Source organism: Arthrobacter sp. 05L428, assembly GCF_056397665.1.
Window position 1 is genome coordinate 383,634 of record NZ_JBFTNW010000002.1, and the last position, 16,569, is coordinate 400,202.

Genomic DNA, 16,569 nt, shown 5'->3' on the forward strand with positions numbered 1-16,569 from the left:
TTCCTCATCCTGACAGCGCCGCACCCGGGCCGGCAGTGCCATTGGGCAGGGATCCCGCACGCGGTCCCGGTCCTGGGTGACAGTGAAGGCCGGCCGGATAGGCTGAGGACATGCCCGCTTCTCCGCTGGTCGCTGTCTGTGGCCCCGCCTCGTGGAACCACCTCATCCTCCTCGACCACCTCCCGGACCCTGTTCCGCACATGCAGTTCGCCCGCCGCGCCTGGCACACGGTGGGAGGCACCTCGGCGGGCAAAGCCTTGCACCTGGCGGATCTCGGCGTCCAGGTGCGCCTGTGTTCGCCCTTGGGCGCGGACGAGGCCGGCGGCCGGGTGCGCGACGCCCTCGCCACGGCCGGCGTCACCATCGAAGCGATTGCGTCGGACCGCACCGAGCGTCACGTCAACCTCATGACCGACGGCGGCGGCCGGGTATCGCTCTACGTTTCGGTGCCCTCCCCGCCGGCGGACGACGACCTCGACGCTGCCGCGGCAATAGTGGCTGCAGCCGAAGTTGCCGTGATTGACCTGAGCGAACTTGGCTTGTTGTTGCTCGAGCGCGACGAGGTCCGGCAAACACCGCTGTGGGTGGACCTTCATGACTTCGACGGATCGTCCGCGTTCCATCAGCCATTCCTGCGGGCGGCCGATACCGTCTTTATGAACGACGACCGGACCGACGATCCCTGGGAGCTGATGCGCTCCTGCCTCGCCCGGGGCCCTCGTCTGGCTGTGTGCACCCGCGGGGCAGCGGGTGCGGTAGCGCTGGAAGCGGACGGGACGCGGCATGAGGTCGCTGCTGTTCCCGCGGATGTGGTGGACACCAACGGTGCCGGCGATGCGTTCATGGCCGGGTTCCTGGGCGCGAGCCTGCAGGGCGCGTCCGTGACTGAGTCCCTCAAGGCGGCGGCCGTCCAGGCCCGCGTCGCCATTGAGAGTGAGCATCTACACCCCGTCCTCGGGGGCTGATTCGCTGGCGCCCGATCCCGGGTTGGCAGTAGCCAGATGCCTGCCAGCGGGACCGGCTTAGAGGCCGGTCGGGAACTTAAACGTTGCGGGCATCGGCTCCGGGGCCGTCCCGTGGAACAGGACGACTTCATCGTGGGCTTTCAGGACGACAGCTTGGGCCGGCCCCGCCTGCTTGGCGCCGTTCACAGCGACGGACCAATCCGAGATGGCTGAATGCGCGGTCCCGGGCTTGCCGGTGCCGTCCAGGACACCCCATTCGGTCAAGAGCTGGCCAAGCGTGTAGGTAGCCCCGGCGACCGGCGCCTCAATGTGGATGATGCCGGTCTCGTCATGTGTGTGCAGCGCCGAGATGCCGTTGGGTTGGCCGGCCGCGGTGAAGCTGAAGCCGATGTCCGCCGGGACAGGAACAGGCTTGCCGTCCACGAAAACGTCCAGATGGGCGTGGAAGTGCTCGGCTGCGCCCTCCTCGTTGAGGACCGCCAGGCCTGCCGCTTTGATCCGTTCGGCTCCGCCCTTGGGGTTCAGCTCCCAGCCCGTGGTCGGAGCCGCGGCTGCGGCGGATGAGGTGGCGCTCGCGGCCGGGGCGGTCGGGCTCGGAGCAGGGGCGGCGGTCGAACATCCCGAGACGGACAGGCAGGCAGCGCCCAGCATCACGGAAAGCGGGAGGAACTTCTTCACAAGGGCTTCCTTCATTCGGGAGCAGGGGCACAGCGGATGTGCGCGGGGGAGGCGGGAGGTGTTCGTGACTCCTAAGCCTACGTGGCAGGATCTTCCAGTCGTTTGCCATGGCAGGGGGCGGCCCCCGGGACGGGTCTGGCCGGACGAGGCTGGACAACTCGACGCCGGTGCCTCCGTCAGTCACGTTTGTCGAGGTCCGGAACGGTGACGCCAACGTGGTCGAACCGCACGATTCGTGTCATGAGCGGCACCCCAAATGATCGCTTCTGGATGGTCTAGGCCGGCGTCTACGGCGAACTTTGCGGCGGATTCGCGGTGCGAGGAAAGGCCCTACTGCGGGGGTGAGGTTATCCCTTGCCTTGGGCCGCGGGAGGTACGAAGATGAGCGCAGAATCAGCATTTCATCCGCAATCAATTCAAGGGAGATTCTGATGTTGCTTTGGATAGCCATCATTATTGCTGTTCTCTGGCTTCTGGGCTTGATCGGGAACATTGGCGGCGGGTTCATTCACCTGCTTCTGGTGATCGCCGTCGTGGTCCTGATCTTCCACTTCATCCGCGGTAGGTCGCGCACGTAGAGGCGGATCCCGAGCAATCCTGCCCGGGGCGTCTTGCTGCCCGGAAACTTAACAAGCCTCACGTCTACTTCAGCCGTGGGCAGATCCACGCACCTGCCACACCGAGCAAGTACGCCGCGGCTGATCCTGGTGTTGGCGCTGCTCGGCCGCGAGCTTCGCCGGAAAGTCGCAGGCAATATTGAGAGCCTGCCGGGCGGCCCTCTAGTGGATATGGAACGTGGCGAGTCTCCAGTAGATGAGGGCGTTGCGAACGCCGGTCAGGGCCTGGAGCGTATGGGGTCCGGTTCCGTGCATCAGGATGACGCCGCCCGCGCGAACCCGCGGGGTGGTGCGGTCGCCGAATTGCACGCGGCGGATGATGGTGCCGGCTGATGAGCCGTCCCAATCGCGCGTGTCAACGGTCCAATAGGCGGGGCGGCATCCTGCGCGGGCCAGGGCGTTGTAAACCCTGAGGCTGAACGCGCCGGCACCATAAGGTGGCCGACAGAGCTTGGGTGACGTGGTGGGTATGACGCTGCCGTACCGGTGGACCTCGGTATAGATCTGGTTGGCGGTCATGCGTGAGTAGTCGCGGTGGTCAAAGCTGTGATTGCCCAGCAGTTGACCGGCCCTGGATATCTGCGTGCGATAGGTCGGGTGGGCGAGCATGCATTGGCCGGTGAAGAAGAATATGGCTTGGACGTTATAGTGACGCAGCCAGTTCAGGAGTCCGGTGAGACGAACCTGGGTGGCGCAGTCGTCGAAGGTAAGTCGCACTCTTGGCCCGTGATAGTACAGATGCAGGATCTCGGAACGCTCGGCAGATGACATCTGGGATGCAAATGGTGCCGGCGGCATGGGGTTGATGACTTTCTGGATCACATCCGGTTGTGCCGCGGCCCAGCTCGGTGCCGGAGCGCTGAAGCCGACAATGACCAGTAGGGCTACGACGATCGGTCGCCAAACCTTCATTGGGCAGTCCCCTTTTCCGCAACTGGGAATGAACTGCGATGAGCACGCGGCAGAGATCGGAGCATTCCCGGATTTGAGTGTCCCCCCGTCACCGACGCCGCAATAGGGTCAAGGGTCCTTTCCCAGGACCTGCGGCCCGGGTATCGACGAAGGGACGGCGGCCCGGAGATCGGCTTTTGAGGCGGAGCTGAAGCGCAAAGTCGGCGTGCGGCCCGGGCCTGCGGAATCAAGTTTTGGCCTAATCATTGCCAATGAGCCAGTTGCGGGAAAGCAAAAGGCCCCTGCTTCCCTTGTAAGTAAGGGGAAGCAGGGGCCTCGCTACGTGGCGGTGACGGTGGGATTTGAACCCACGTTGGCTTTTACACCAAACAACATTTCGAGTGTTGCACCTTCGGCCGCTCGGACACGTCACCAACCTGACTAGGCTACCGGAGCAAGGCGCCCAACCCCAAAACGGCGCCCAGACGGCCTCGCAAAACGCCCCGCCGCGCCCCGCCCGCGGCCCCGAAGCTTCCCCCTGTCCCTCCTCGGCACTAGATTCGTAAGCAAGATGAGCAACTCGAACAAGGTCAACCAGGCAACAACCACCGCAACCGCATATTGGACCGTCGGCCCGGAGCAGGGCGAACTCCGGCGCGAGCAATTGCCGGCACCCGGACCCGGCGAAGCGCTCGTGCGCTCGCTCTACTCCGGCATCAGCAAGGGCACCGAGATGGTGGTGCACAACGCCCGCGTGCCGGAATGCATCGCCGAGGAAATGGCCGCACCGCATCAGGAAGGCAGCTTCCCGTCGCCGGTGAAGTTCGGCTACCTTTCCGTAGGCGTCGTCGAGGAGGGCCCGGCCGAGTGGCAGGGCAAGACGGTCTTCTGCCTCTACCCGCACCAGGACCGCTACATCGTCCCGGTCGACTCGCTCACCCAGGTCCCGGACGACGTTCCCGCCCGCCGCGCCGTCCTCACCGGCACCGTGGAAACCGCGGTCAACGCCCTCTGGGAGGCCGGTCCCCGTCTCGGCGACCGCGTGGCCGTGATCGGCGCCGGACTGGTCGGCGGAATGGTCGCCAAGCTCCTCGGGTCCTTCCCGCTGGGCCGGCTGCAGTTGATCGACGTCGACCCCGCTAAGCGCGCCTTCGCCGACACCCTCGGCGTCGACTTCTGCCACCCCGACGACGCACTGCCGGACTGCGACATCGTGATCCACTGCTCCGCCTCGCAGGCCGGACTGCAACGCGCCCTGCAGCTGGTGGGCGACGAGGGCGAGATCATCGAGATGTCCTGGTACGCGGACCGCCTGGTCACCCTGCCGCTGGGGGAGGACTTCCACGCCCGGCGGCTCTCCATCCGCGCCAGCCAGGTGGGCGTGGTGGCCCGCGCCCGCCGCCACCGGCGCACCACCGCCGACCGGCTCCAGCTCGCCGTCTCGCTTCTGGCCGACCCAGTCTTCGACACCTTCCTCACCGGCACGTCCGACTTCAGCGAGCTGCCCGACGTCGTCCAGCGCGTCTCCGACGGCAGCCTGGACGCGCTCTGCCACGTCATCGAATACCCCGCCCCCGCAACAGAAACCACGAGGTAATCCGTGTTCAGCCTGACCGTACGTCGCAATTTCATGATCGCCCACAGCCTGCCGCGCCCTGCCTTCGGCCCCGCCCAGGGCCTGCACGGGGCCACCTTTGTTACGGAAGTGACTTTCCGCCGTCGGACGCTGAACGACGATGCGATCGTGCTGGACATCGGCGAGGCCGGCGACGTGCTGGACGCCGTCCTGGCGGGCCTGAACTACAAGAACCTCGACGAGCACCCGGACTTCACCGACAAACTCAGCACCACCGAAGCCCTGGCCCAGTACATCGCCGACGCCGTGGCCGGCCAGATCCGCGGCGGCCAGGACGGGAAGGCCCTTGCCGGCATCGAGGTCACCCTGCGCGAAACTCCCGACGCCTGGGCCAGCCACTCGCTCGAGTTCGACGCCGGCTAGCAGCCCCGTGGATGCCCCCGGCCTCCGCCTCCTGGTGCCCGGCAACGTGCGCCACAACTCCGGCGGCAACGCCTACAACGCCGCACTGCTCCGCGCCCTCGCAGACCTCGGCGTGGCGGCGGTGTCCTGCGAGGTCGACGGCGACTGGCCGGTCGGCAGCCCAGCGGACCGGCAGCGGTTCGGCCGCCTGCTTGCCGAGTCCGACGCCGGCCATGTCACACTCGTGGACGGTCTGGTGGCCTGCGGGGCGCCGGACGAGCTCGAAGCCGCGGCGGCTGCCGGGGCGCCGGCCTGGATCCTGCTGCACATGCCGCTGGGGACGCATCCGGAACTGGAACACCGCGCGCTGCAGGCCGCGGCCGGCGTTATCTGCACCAGCACCTCCGCCGCGGCGGGCCTGCAGGAACGGCACGGCCTGGACGGCTTGGCCCGAATCAGCGTCGCGCTCCCCGGCGCCGAGCCGGCACCGTCCGCGGCCGGTTCCGAGCCGCCCCACCTCCTCGCACTGGCCGCGCTGCTGCCCAACAAGGACCAGTTGCTGCTGCTGCGCGCCCTCTCGGAGCTCATGGACCTGGCCTGGACAGCATCCCTTGCCGGTTCGGACACCGCGGATCCCGCCTACGCCGCCCTGCTCCGGCAGGAATCGGAGCGCCTCGGCCTGACGGACCGCGTCCGGCTACCCGGCGAGCTGCGCGGAGCCGACCTGGCCGCCGAATGGGAGGCCGCTGACCTCAGCCTGCTCATTTCCCGGGCCGAGACCTATGGGCTGGTGGTCACCGAATCCCTGGCCCGCGGCGTGCCGGTGATCGTCCGGGAGGGAACCGGCGCCGTGGAGGCGCTCGCGGCCGGCACTCCCGGAGCAGCAGGCACTCCCGCAGTGGCAGCGCCGGCCCTGCCCGGCGCCGCCGTCGCACTTGGCGAAGATCCGGCACCGCTGGCAGCCCTGCTGCGCCGCTGGCTCACCGAACCGGCCCTCCGCGCCGAATGGCGGGCCGCCGCCCGGGCCGCACGGGAGCACCTTCCCGGCTGGGACGCCACGGCGCGGGCCGTGCTGGCCGTCCTGGCCGCGGCCGGCCCACCTAACTAACCCGCGCTAGTTGTCGTTTTGAGGGCTCATAACGACAACTATTGCGAGCTAGTTGGGCCAAGCGGGTGGAGAATGACCCCATGACTACCGAGCCCACGACCGTGCAACTGCCGCCCGCGGAAAGCCTCACGCCCGAGCGGCTCCGCGCCTGGTCGTGGCACCGGCAGGGCCTGGACGGCTCGCTGGCGGGGTGCACTGCGGAACAGGTGTTCGCCCGGGCCGGCTGGGCACGGTCCGTTGGCGGGGCCAACCCGTACCTCACGCTCTTCGCCCGGGCCGGCATCCGGCGCTCTCAAGTGGACCGGGACGTCCTGGCGCACCGGATCCTGGAACTCCCGACGGCGCGCGGCTGCACCTACGTGCTGGGCGCGGAAGACTTCGCCTGGGCGCTGCGGCTGGGACGGGACGCCGCCGAGGCCGGCTTCAAGGTCGTCGGCCGGCTCGGCGTGGACCGCGGCGAAATTGCCCTGCTTGAGGAGCAAGTGCTGCACGCCCTTGCCGAGGCCGGGGTGCCGCTGGACCCGCGGCAGCTCAAGGATGAACTCGGCGATTCGGTCCGCAACCTCGGCGAGGAGGGCAAGAAAAAGGGCGTCACCACCACGCTGCCCACGGCGCTGGGCATCCTGCAAGCGGACGGGCGGATCCGCCGGGTCCCCGCCAATGGCCGGCTGGACCAGCAGCGCTACGCCTACGAGCCCTGGGGGCTGCCGCCGAGCACGCTCAGTGACGATGAAGTCCGCGCCGAGCTGATCCGGCGCTACCTCGGCTGGACCGGAGGAGCCACCTTCAAACAGTCGCAGTGGTTCACCGGCTTCACGGTCGCGCAGAGCAAGGCGGCGCTCGCCGCCGTCGACGCCGTCGAGGTCCCCGCCGCCGCCGGCGGAGACCCGCTCTGGATGCTGCCCGACGACGTCGAACGACTCGCCGCCTTCGAAGAACCGGCCGAGGAACAGATCCAGCTGCTCGCCGGAACTGATTCGCTGGTGCTGCTGCGCCGGAACGCGGGGGAGCTGCTGGCCGCGGAGGACCAGGACAAGAAGGCGCTGGGTCCGCTCGCGCTGCAGGCCGACCTGCCGGACCACCCCATCTTCGACCGCGGCAGGATCATCGGATTGTGGCAGTACGACCCGGGCCGGGAGAAGATCGCCGCCTGGGTGTTCGGCACGCCCACGCCGGCCGTGACCCGGCGGATCGCCGAGGTGGAGGCCTGGATCAAGGAGGACCTGGGCGATTTCCGCGCCTTCAGCCTGGACTCGCCCGCCTCCCGGCAGAAGCGGATCGACGCGCTGCGGGCGTCCACGACGGCCAGCGCCGAGCGGTAGCTCACCGCCGCGTTGAGGGGGCCGGCTCGCTGTGGGGGGCAGCCGCCGGAGCGGCAGCGTCAGGCTCCGCGGTGGCCGGCGAAGAAATCCCGCAGCAACCCGCCGCACTCCTGCTCCCGGACCCCGGCGTACACCTCCACCCAATGGTTCAACCGGCGCTCGCGGAGAATGTCGAACACGGAGCCGGCGGCCCCGGCCTTCTCGTCCCACGCGCCGAAGACCACCCGCGGAATCCGCGCCAGCACCACGGCGCCGGCGCACATGGCGCACGGCTCTAGCGTCACCACCAGGGTGCAGTCTTCCAGCCGCCAGCCGTCGTCGGCCGCGCCCTCCAGCGCCCGCCGCTCGCGCAGCCGGGCCGCGGCCTCCCGGATCGCCACCATCTCGGCGTGCGCCGTCGGGTCCCCGAGTGCCTCCCGCTCGTTGCGCCCGGCGCCGAGCACCGAGCCGTCCGGTCCGATCACGACGGCGCCGATCGGCACGTCCTCGGTGGCCAGCGCCCGGCGCGCCTCGGCAAGGGCCAGGCCCATCCATTCCGCATGGCGTGGCTCGGGGGTAGTCATGGCTCAATGATAGTTTCGACCCTAAGCAAGCTGTGCACTTAAGCGGGTGCACCGGGAAGTCGGGAGAGGGCATTGAGCACCAAGACTGAGAGCTGGCTGATGCGGCGCTGGGGAAAGTGGGTGGTGCCCTATGCCGCACTGTGGATCACCATGCTGATCGGCGGCGTCGTCGTCGTCGCCCTGGCGCTGACGAGCGCGGAAGTCTACGACAACGTCGTGGACGACGCCGGCCTGGCAAGCCTCGACAAGCCCACGCTGGGGTTCATGCAACAGCTGCGCAGTCCCGGCCTGGACGCGTTCGTCACCGGGTTCACCAATATTGGCGGTGGAATCGGCATGCCGATCCTGGCCAGCATCCTGACGGCATGGCTGATCTGGGTCTCGCGGACCTGGCGGCCGCTCATCCTGATCGGCGGAGCCGCCGCGGTGTCGATCACCGCTACAACGGTGGGCAAGAAACTGATCGGCCGGGCCCGCCCCGACTTCGCGGACGCGGTGCCGCCTTACGAGACGTCGCCGTCGTTCCCCAGCGGCCACACGCTGAACACCACCGTGGTAATCGGGCTCGTGGTCTACCTCGCCTGCCTGCAAGTCAGACGCACCATAGCCCGCGTCGGTTTGATCACCGCGGGTGCAATCTTCATCCTTGCGATGGGCATGAGCCGCGTCTTCCTGGGCCATCACTGGATGACCGATGTGATCTTCGGCTGGGCCCTGGGGCTGGGCTGGGTGGGGATCGTGATCCTGGCCCACAGGCTGTTCCATGTGCTGCGGCACCGGGAACACACCGGCCCCGCGCCGACGTTCGACAACGATGCGCACCTGCGCGACGGCGCCCCCGCCCGCGGCCGCAAGGGCAGCACCGCGGAGCGGACCGCCGACGCCGATACCCCGGACCCCGCGGGACGGTCCTGAAGGTCCGGGTGGTAGTTTTGACCCATGCGCACTCTCGTTGTCGACCACCCGCTGGTCGCCCATAAACTCACCGTTCTGCGGGACAAGAACACCCCGTCCCCGGTCTTCCGCCAGCTCACCGAGGAGCTCGTCACGCTCCTGGCCTATGAGGCAACCCGGGACGTCCGCACCGAGCCGGTGACCATCGAGACGCCGGTCAGCACCACCGTCGGCACGGCTTTCACCAAGCCCACCCCGCTGGTGGTTCCGATCCTGCGCGCCGGTCTCGGCATGCTGGAGGGCATGACCAAGCTGGTGCCCACCGCCGAGGTAGGCTTCCTGGGCATGGCCCGGGACGAAGAGACCCTTGACATCATCACCTACGCCGAGCGCCTCCCGGAGAACCTGACAGACCGGCAGATCTTCGTCCTGGACCCGATGCTCGCCACCGGCGGCACCCTGCGCGAGGCGATCAAGTTCCTCTTCAAGCGCGGCGCCTCGGACGTCACCTGCATCTGCCTGCTGGCCGCCCCGGAGGGCCTGGCCAAGCTGGAAGAAGAGCTCTCGGACGCCAACGTGACCATCGTGCTGGCCTCCATCGACGAGAAGCTCAATGAAAAGTCGTACATTGTGCCCGGGCTGGGCGACGCCGGAGACCGCCTGTACGGCATCGCGGTCTAGCCGCCGGCGTGCACCGCTGCCCCTCGCGGGTAGGGCGGTTGAAACGTCCCCGCGGTCAAGGGTTCCGGCGTAAGGCGTCCGGGACTAGCCTGTGCCCATGGACTGGAAACTTGAACTCGTGTTTGTCCCCGTGTCGGATGTGGACCGGGCCAAGGACTTCTATGTGAACAAGGTCGGCTTCAACGCCGACTACGACGAACGGCCCACGCCAGGCATCCGTTTCGTCCAGCTGACCCCGCCGGGTTCCGGGTGCTCGATCGCGATCGGCGAGGGCCTCAACGACGCCCCGCCCGGCACCGCCCCCGGCCTGCAGCTGGTCGTCAGCGACATCCAGGCGGCGCACCAGCAACTCAAGGACAACGGTGTGGACGTCAGCGACATCGATGTCCAGGACTGGGGGCATTTCGTCTACTTCGCCGATCCCGACGGTAACAAATGGGGGGTGCAGTACATCCCCAACCGTCCGAACGGCTAGCGCGGCGGCGCGGTTCCGTAGCGCGGCCCGTATTCCGAAGGCGGCGCGGCGGCAGGCGCACGCGGCAGGCGCACGTGAGGCCCCGGATCCCAAGATCCGGGGCCTCACTCATGGCTTGCAGCCTCGGCCGCGCTTAGTACCAGTTGTTCGCGTAGTGGAAGTTCAGGGCGCCGCACGGTGAACCGTAGCGGTCCTGCACGTACTGCAGTCCCCAGTTGATCTGGGTCCGGTAGTTGGTCCGGTAATCGGCGCCGGCGCTGGCCATCTTTTCGGCGGGCAGCGACTGGACCACGCCGTAAGCGCCGCTGCTGGCGTTGGTAGCCGTGGTCTTCCAGTCGGACTCCCTGGTCCACAACTTCATCAGGCACTGCATCTCGCTCGGGGCCCAGCCGTGGGCGGGCAGCTGAGAGGCGGCGTAGGCCTGCGCACCGGCGGGGTCGTCAATGGCGACCGGCTTCGCGGGAGCAGGCGCCTTGGCAGCCGGAGCCGGCGCCTTGGCCGCCGGGGCCTTGGCGGGCTTGATTTTGGAGGCCTGGGCCTCCACGCTCATCGGGGCGGGCGAGGTGGGCGTGTTGCTGCCGACGCGTTCGAAGTCCAGGGTCTGCAGGGACGCGGCAGTGTCTTTCGACGCTTCGGCCGTATGCGCGGCAGTGCCGGAGGCCTGGCCCGCGGCCCCTGCCCCCAGCAGGACGGCGAAAGCGGTGGCTACGACGGCGGCGCGCTTGCCATTGGTCCGGGCACGGGGCCGGGACGGGCTCGAAGTGTGCTTCGCCGGCTCGGCGCGGTGGCGCGCGCGCTCGGCGTCGGACGTGCGTTTAGCGCCTTCTGGGCGCGTGGGTGCCTTGATTTCAGTCATGTTCGCCTCTCAACGCCTACGGAGTTAGCTGTCGGGTTCGGATGCGAAATCCGGCCGCACGGAATCTCGACGTGGCGGCTTAACCCCAAGGGTGCATGGATGCAGAATGCCCGGGAACTCTGGGTTCCCCGTCTCTGCCTGGTCCATGGGAATCCGGGTAGCGGCAGAGTTTGGCGTCAGCCCGGACACGCGGCCAGATCGATGGCCGCACCCTAAAACGGTACCGGACTTTCAATCAGATGTCACATTTAGGTAACGGCTGGCCCCTGCTGCGGAGCGGCGTCTTGCCTTCACGGCCGCCGCGTGGGTGCCCGTTTCGACGGTTCCGTGCCCGCTCGACGCCGGTAAGCATCKAGCGGGCACGGAACCGTCGAAACGGCGCGGCGGAGACGGAGGCAAGCGGGGAGAGGAGCCTACTTCGCCAGCTTGTACACGGTGGCGTTCCCCACGGTCTGGGCCTGGTAGTTGGCAGCGACCCAGCTGGCGACCTCGGAGTTGCCGCCGCGGCCCCCGCCCAGGCCGCCCATGCCGCCGGAGATGAAGTAGCCGATCTCGCCGCGGTCCACCATCGCTTGGAACTGCTCGAGCGTGGGGTACGGGTCGCCGCCGTTCCAGCCGCCCAGCGCGATCACATTGGTGCCGGTGGCGAGTTCCAGGCTGGCGGTCTGGGTGGCGCCGGAGACAATCCCGGACCATTTGGCGCCGGAGGACTTCAGCAACGCTGTCAGCTCAGCCGACGCCGTATCCGCGCCGGGTCCGCCGGGCCCGCCGGCGGCCGCCCCGCTGGAACCGGCGATCCCGCCGTCGCCGTCCGGCCTGCCCGCCGCCCCGAAGCCGCCGCCCATCGCGGACGCGGTGGGCCCGGAGGTGGGGATTGACCCCGAATGCGCCTGGGCCGCCGTCGCCAGCGTCCAGGCGGTGGTCCCGAGCCCGCCGGCCAGCAGCGAAAGGACCACGACGCCGGCCGCAGCGGCTTTGCGGAGCCGGGCCGGGAGCGCTGCCAGGCTGTCCACCCGGAGCAGCAGCGCCGCGGCGGCCAGCACGCCCAGGACGACGGCGATCACCCGGAGCCCGGGCAGCCATGCCGGGTCGCGGCCCAGGAGCACAGCGGACCAGACCGAGGCAGCCAACACCGTCACGGCCAGGACCATCCGAGCGGGCCAGTGGGTCCGGCCGCGCCACAGTTCCGCCGAGCCGATGCCCACCAGGGCCGCGACGGCGGGGGCCAGTGCCACGGCATAATACGGATGCACGGTGCCGCTCATGACGCTGAAGATGCCTGCCGTGATCAGCAGCCAGCCGCCCCAGAGCAGGAGCGCGGCACGGGTGGCGGAGGTCCGGGCCTCGCGCCGGGTGAACCACAAACCTGCCACCAGCAGAACCAGGGCCGCCGGCAACAGCCAGGACACTTCACCGCCGAAACTGGTTCCGAACATCCGGGTGATCCCGGCCGCGCCGCCGAAGCCCACGTTGCCGTTTCCGCCCGGGCCGCCGGCATTTCCACCGGGCATCCCGCCGCCGGACCCGGTGATCCGGCCCAGGCCGTTGTAGCCGAAGGTGAGTTCCAGGAAGCTGTTGGTCTCCGACCCCGCCATGTACGGCCGGGCCGAGGCGGGAGTGAGCTGGAACAGCGCCAGGTAGCTGCCGGCCACGACGGCGATCCCCGCCGCGGCGGCGAGGAGGTGCAGGAGCCGGCGGCCGAGGGTGGTGGGTGCCGCCCACAGGTAGGCCAGGGCCAGTCCGGGCACTATCAGGAAGCCCTGCAGCATCTTGGTCAGGAACGCCAGGCCGATTACCGCGCCGGCTGCGGCGAGCCATTTCCAGCCGGCCTTTTCGATGGCGCGGGTGGTGAGGTAGGCGGCCAGCACCAGGCACAGGGTGAGCATGGCGTCGGGGTTGTTGAAGCGGAACATCAGGGCTGCCACTGGGGTCAGCGCCAGGGCGCCGCCGGCCAGTAGGCCCGCCGCGGGACCGGACACGCGCTTGACGGTCAGGTACAGAAGTCCAACGGCGGCCACCCCCATCAGCGCCTGGGGAATGAGCATGCTCAGTGCCGAGAAACCGAAGATCCGCCCGGCGAGGGCCGGGATCCAGAGCGCGGCCGGTGGCTTGTCCACCGTGATGGCGTTGCCCGCGTCGAGGGAGCCGAACAGCAGCGCGGTCCAGTCCTTGGTGCCGGCCTGGATCGCTGCGGCGTAGAAGGAATTGGCGTAGCCGGTGGCTTCCAGGTTCCACAGGTACAACACTGCGGTGAAGACCAGCAGCAGGGCCGCCGAGGGCCGCACCCACCGCCGCTGTGGTCCGAACAGCAGGCGTGCCCGGCGGTCCTGCGCGGCGGCCGGTCGAGGAGCTGCCGGGCGGGTCGCCGTCGTCGAGGGTGCGGGCGCCGATGCGGGCGTGCTGCCGGCCGGGCCGCCGGTGGCGGGGTCGAGGGTTGCGGTCATTTACTTGGCCGTTTCTGTGTGGGGGAGGGCTGAGTCGTTGGCGGCGGACGCCGGAGCATAGGGAACGGCGCCGGGGGCCGGAGGAATGGGGGCGCCCCGACGGCGGAAGACCACGTGCCGGAACAGCAGGAATTTGATGGCGGTGGCGGCCAGGTTGGCGGCGGTCACTGTGACCAGTTCCAGCCAGCGGTCAGGGGTTCCGCCGGCCGTGCCGTGGACGAAGGCGAGCGCACCGGAGGTCAGGGCCAGCCCGATCCCGAATACCAGCAGCCCCTCGAAATGGTGGCGGGCCGCCTGGCTGCTGCCTTGGATGCCGAAGGTGAAGCGCCGGTTCGCCGCGGTGTTGGCCACCGCGGTAGTGAGCAAGGCGAGGAAGTTGGCCAGCTGCGGGTCCATGATTCCCCGGCAGAGCACGAAGATCAGCAAGTACGCGAGGGTCGAAGCCACCCCGATGCTGCCGAAGCGCACGAGCTGGCCGAAGAGGCTTCCGCCGGGGCTTTGTTCCTGGGCCCGGGACGAAGCCGGCAGCGGTCCGCGGGCCAGGGCGGAGCGGAGTTCGGGAACCGGGATCCGGCCCGAGAGCAGGTCCCGGCTCAGCCGGGCCATGCCGCGCAGGTCCGCGATGGCCGTCTGGACGATGTCCACGCTGGAGTCCGGGTCGTCGGTCCAATCGACCGGGACTTCGTGGACGCGCAGGCCGCACCTCTCGGCGAGTACCAGCAGCTCGGTGTCGAAGAACCAGGCGTTGTCCAGCGTGTGCGGGAGCAGCTGCCGGGCCACGTCCGCCCGGATGGCCTTGAAGCCGCACTGGGCGTCGCTGAAGTGGGCGCCCAGGCACGACTGCAGCAGCAGGTTGTAGCTGCGCGAGATGAATTCCCGTTTGGGTCCGCGGACCACACGCGAGTTGTGGGTCAGCCGGGTCCCGATCGCGAGGTCCGAGTGCCCCGAAATGAGCGGGGCCAGCAGGGGGCCGAGCGCCGCCAGGTCGGTGGACAGGTCCACGTCCATGTACGCCAGGAGCGGCGACGGCGAGGCAAGCCACACCTTGCGCAGCGCATTCCCGCGGCCTTTTTCGGCCATGTGGACGACGGTGATCTCCCGGAGCTCACGGGCGACGCGTTCCGCCGTCTGGAGTGTTCCGTCGGTGCTGGCGTTGTCCGCCACCGTGATCCGAAAGGAATGCGGGAAGCAGCCGACAAGGTAGGCGTGCAGCCGGCGCAGGCACGCTTCGAGGTCCCGTTCCTCGTTGAACACTGGAATGGTGACATCCAGGACCGGTGTGGTGGTGCGGGTGTCGATGGCTGAACGCAGGCTCCCGGGGCCGGTGAATGCCGGGGTCAACGGGCCCGGGCCGGGCGGCGCGGCCGGGCCGGGCGGCGTCGCCGTGGAGTGGGGCGGTGTTCCTGGGGCCTGGTCTGTGAACGTCATGGCTCAACTTTCCCGGTGCCCCATATGAGGGCTTTAGGGTCAAGCTGTGCGGGGGCTGTGGAAGTGTGGACCGGCGCCGCCGTGCCGGCGTCCGGACCTGAGCGGCGGCCCGCTACGCCAGCGGAGGCGCCGCGGGCAGCCTAACGGCGAACTCTGTCCGGCCCGGCCGGGACGTGACCTCGACGGTCCCGCCGTGCGCCTCCACGATCGACTGCACAATCGACAAGCCCAGGCCGCTGGTGCCCTCGGAAGCCGCGGCCGCTGTCGCGACCGCCGACGTGCCCTCACAGCTTCGCACCGGACGGGCCGCGGGACCGGCGGCCGGGTTGGTGCGCGCGGCGTCGGCCCGGGCGAACCGGGCGAAGACCCGGCCGAGGAATTCGGGAGCGATGCCGCTGCCGTTGTCCGTCACGGTGACCACGGCGCTGCCGTCAGCCGAACGCGTGACGCCCGTGACCACCTTCGTCCCGGGGGCCGTGTGTTTGCGGGCATTGGACAGGAGGTTGGCGAGGACCTGGTGAAGCTGGGTCGCGTCCCCGCGCACCACCACGGGTTCGTCCGGGAGCTCCAGCTGCCAGAGGCGGTCGGGTGCCATGACTTTCTCGTCGCTCACCGTTTCGACGGCCAGCTGGGTGAGGTCGACGTCGGTGACCTTGAGCGGCTGCCCCTCGTCCAGCCGTGCCAGCAGCAGCAGGTCCTCCACCAGGGTGGTCATCCGCTCGGACTGGCTTTGGACGCGGGCTAGTGACTTCTCGCCGTCGGGCGTGAAATGCTCGGTCATCCGCATCAGCTCCGTGTAGCCGCGGATCGCGGTGAGCGGGGTGCGGAGCTCGTGCGAGGCATCGGCGACAAACTGCCGCACCTTCATCTCGCTCTCCTGCCGTGCCTCGAGGGCGTTGGAGACGTTGTCCAGCATCTGGTTCAGCGCGTAGCCCACGCTGCCCACCTCGGTTCCCGGATGGGCAGCCGACGCCGGGACCCGCACGCCCAGGGCCACCTCGCCGGCGTCCAGCGGCAAACGCGAGACCTTGGTGGCCACCTCGGAGAGCTGTTCCAGCGGCTTCATGGTCCGCCGGATGAGAGCGGTGCCGGCGAGGCCGATCAGCACGAGGCCGCCCGCCGATACCACCCCCAGGGTCCAGACGAGCGAGGCCAGCGTGTTCTGCTTTTCGTCCAGTGGGAGGCCGGTGACGATCACGTCGCCATAGGGTGCGCGCACAGCCGTCAGTCGGTAGTCGCCGGCCGAGAGCGTCCGGTCCACGGGCACGCCGTTCGGGGTCAGGGCCAGGAGGACGGCGTTGTCATCGGAGGACAGGCTCTTTCTGGTGGCGTCCCCGGCCAGGAAGCCTGCGCTGGCCACCGTGCCGGCCAGCAGCCGGGCGTTGAGCGTCCCGATGCCCTGACCCCGGGCTTCGAGCGGGTCAGGGCGCCTTCCCGCATCGTCCGGGGAGGGCCTGCCGAACTCGCTCGACCGGTGGGATGCCTGCTCCAGCTGGGTGTCGAGCTGCCGGGTGAGGAAAGCGTCCATGGAGGCGTAGCTGAAGACTCCCACGGCGCCGCAGATGGCCACGAGCAGCGCCATGGCGACGAGGACCAGCCGGGTACGCAAATGCCACGTGGCCGGGTTGCGCCAGTCGCGCCCGGGTACGGGTGTCACGCCGGAAAGAGC

General features: G+C 69.1%; 16 protein-coding genes, 1 tRNA gene and 1 riboswitch. Of the genes, 9 read left to right on the plus strand and 8 right to left on the minus strand.

Annotation, left to right across the window (positions count from 1 at the left end):
• Window positions 1–110: 110 nt before the first annotated feature.
• A complete protein-coding gene (locus AC1DH3_RS08165; protein ID WP_476909014.1) occupies window positions 111–965 on the plus strand; it encodes a carbohydrate kinase family protein in 855 nt (284 codons plus the stop codon).
• Window positions 966–1,022: 57 nt separating this feature from the next.
• Here AC1DH3_RS08165 and AC1DH3_RS08170 read toward each other — a convergent pair whose 3' ends face one another.
• Window positions 1,023–1,643 (minus strand): hypothetical protein, encoded by a 621-nt coding sequence (locus AC1DH3_RS08170; protein ID WP_476909015.1) that lies wholly within the window; start codon window positions 1,641–1,643, stop codon window positions 1,023–1,025.
• Between the two features lie 431 nt (window positions 1,644–2,074).
• Here AC1DH3_RS08170 and AC1DH3_RS08175 point away from each other — a divergent pair, with 431 nt between their 5' ends.
• The gene (locus tag AC1DH3_RS08175; protein ID WP_441418987.1) at window positions 2,075–2,221 is read left to right on the plus strand and encodes a lmo0937 family membrane protein; all 147 of its coding nucleotides are present in this window, start codon (window positions 2,075–2,077) and stop codon (window positions 2,219–2,221) included.
• 201 nt (window positions 2,222–2,422) lie between these two features.
• Here the strand turns inward: AC1DH3_RS08175 and AC1DH3_RS08180 are convergent, their stop codons facing one another.
• On the minus strand, window positions 2,423–3,172 hold the full coding sequence (locus AC1DH3_RS08180; protein WP_476909016.1) for a polysaccharide deacetylase family protein: 750 nt from the start codon (window positions 3,170–3,172) through the stop codon (window positions 2,423–2,425).
• Between the two features lie 323 nt (window positions 3,173–3,495).
• Window positions 3,496–3,585: transfer RNA gene (locus AC1DH3_RS08185), tRNA-Ser, on the minus strand.
• A gap of 137 nt (window positions 3,586–3,722) precedes the next feature.
• On the opposite strand from AC1DH3_RS08185, the gene AC1DH3_RS08190 reads away from it, so the two are divergent.
• The 4 genes from AC1DH3_RS08190 (at window position 3,723) to AC1DH3_RS08205 (ending at window position 7,559) form a co-directional block, all read left to right on the plus strand.
• Entirely contained in the window at window positions 3,723–4,748 is a 1,026-nt protein-coding gene (locus AC1DH3_RS08190) for a zinc-dependent alcohol dehydrogenase (RefSeq protein ID WP_476909017.1), read from the plus strand.
• Window positions 4,749–4,751: 3 nt separating this feature from the next.
• A complete protein-coding gene (locus AC1DH3_RS08195) occupies window positions 4,752–5,150 on the plus strand; it encodes a 6-pyruvoyl trahydropterin synthase family protein (RefSeq protein ID WP_476909018.1) in 399 nt (132 codons plus the stop codon).
• A gap of 7 nt (window positions 5,151–5,157) precedes the next feature.
• Window positions 5,158–6,237, plus strand: coding sequence for a glycosyltransferase (locus tag AC1DH3_RS08200; protein ID WP_476909019.1), 1,080 nt, complete (start codon window positions 5,158–5,160; stop codon window positions 6,235–6,237).
• Between the two features lie 80 nt (window positions 6,238–6,317).
• Window positions 6,318–7,559 (plus strand): DNA glycosylase AlkZ-like family protein, encoded by a 1,242-nt coding sequence (locus tag AC1DH3_RS08205; RefSeq protein WP_476909020.1) that lies wholly within the window; start codon window positions 6,318–6,320, stop codon window positions 7,557–7,559.
• A 59-nt stretch (window positions 7,560–7,618) separates the two neighbouring features.
• Here AC1DH3_RS08205 and AC1DH3_RS08210 read toward each other — a convergent pair whose 3' ends face one another.
• Entirely contained in the window at window positions 7,619–8,122 is a 504-nt protein-coding gene (locus tag AC1DH3_RS08210) for a nucleoside deaminase (protein ID WP_476909021.1), read from the minus strand.
• A gap of 99 nt (window positions 8,123–8,221) precedes the next feature.
• Between AC1DH3_RS08210 and AC1DH3_RS08215 the strand changes: the two genes are divergently transcribed.
• From AC1DH3_RS08215 to AC1DH3_RS08225, 3 genes are all read left to right on the plus strand, one after another.
• Window positions 8,222–9,037 (plus strand): phosphatase PAP2 family protein, encoded by an 816-nt coding sequence (locus AC1DH3_RS08215; RefSeq protein WP_441419060.1) that lies wholly within the window; start codon window positions 8,222–8,224, stop codon window positions 9,035–9,037.
• A 24-nt stretch (window positions 9,038–9,061) separates the two neighbouring features.
• Window positions 9,062–9,697, plus strand: a complete 636-nt coding sequence (upp, locus tag AC1DH3_RS08220; RefSeq protein ID WP_441418994.1) for a uracil phosphoribosyltransferase — start codon at window positions 9,062–9,064, stop codon at window positions 9,695–9,697.
• A gap of 97 nt (window positions 9,698–9,794) precedes the next feature.
• Window positions 9,795–10,172: a VOC family protein gene (locus AC1DH3_RS08225; RefSeq protein ID WP_441418995.1), complete on the plus strand. Its 378-nt coding sequence runs from the start codon at window positions 9,795–9,797 to the stop codon at window positions 10,170–10,172.
• Window positions 10,173–10,305: 133 nt separating this feature from the next.
• Here the strand turns inward: AC1DH3_RS08225 and AC1DH3_RS08230 are convergent, their stop codons facing one another.
• The 4 genes from AC1DH3_RS08230 to AC1DH3_RS08245 all read right to left on the minus strand — a co-directional run bounded on the left by AC1DH3_RS08230 (window position 10,306) and on the right by AC1DH3_RS08245 (window position 16,557).
• A complete protein-coding gene (locus AC1DH3_RS08230) occupies window positions 10,306–11,028 on the minus strand; it encodes an aggregation-promoting factor C-terminal-like domain-containing protein (protein WP_476909022.1) in 723 nt (240 codons plus the stop codon).
• A riboswitch (cyclic di-AMP (ydaO/yuaA leader) is annotated at window positions 11,027–11,207 on the minus strand. (Overlaps the previous gene by 2 nt.)
• Before the next feature lie 234 nt (window positions 11,208–11,441).
• Complete coding sequence (locus AC1DH3_RS08235) at window positions 11,442–13,472, minus strand: glycosyltransferase family 39 protein (RefSeq protein ID WP_476909023.1); 2,031 nt, start codon at window positions 13,470–13,472, stop codon at window positions 11,442–11,444.
• Complete coding sequence (locus AC1DH3_RS08240) at window positions 13,473–14,900, minus strand: bifunctional glycosyltransferase family 2/GtrA family protein (protein WP_476909024.1); 1,428 nt, start codon at window positions 14,898–14,900, stop codon at window positions 13,473–13,475.
• A 112-nt stretch (window positions 14,901–15,012) separates the two neighbouring features.
• A complete protein-coding gene (locus AC1DH3_RS08245; protein WP_476909025.1) occupies window positions 15,013–16,557 on the minus strand; it encodes a HAMP domain-containing sensor histidine kinase in 1,545 nt (514 codons plus the stop codon).
• Window positions 16,558–16,569: the final 12 nt, after the last annotated feature.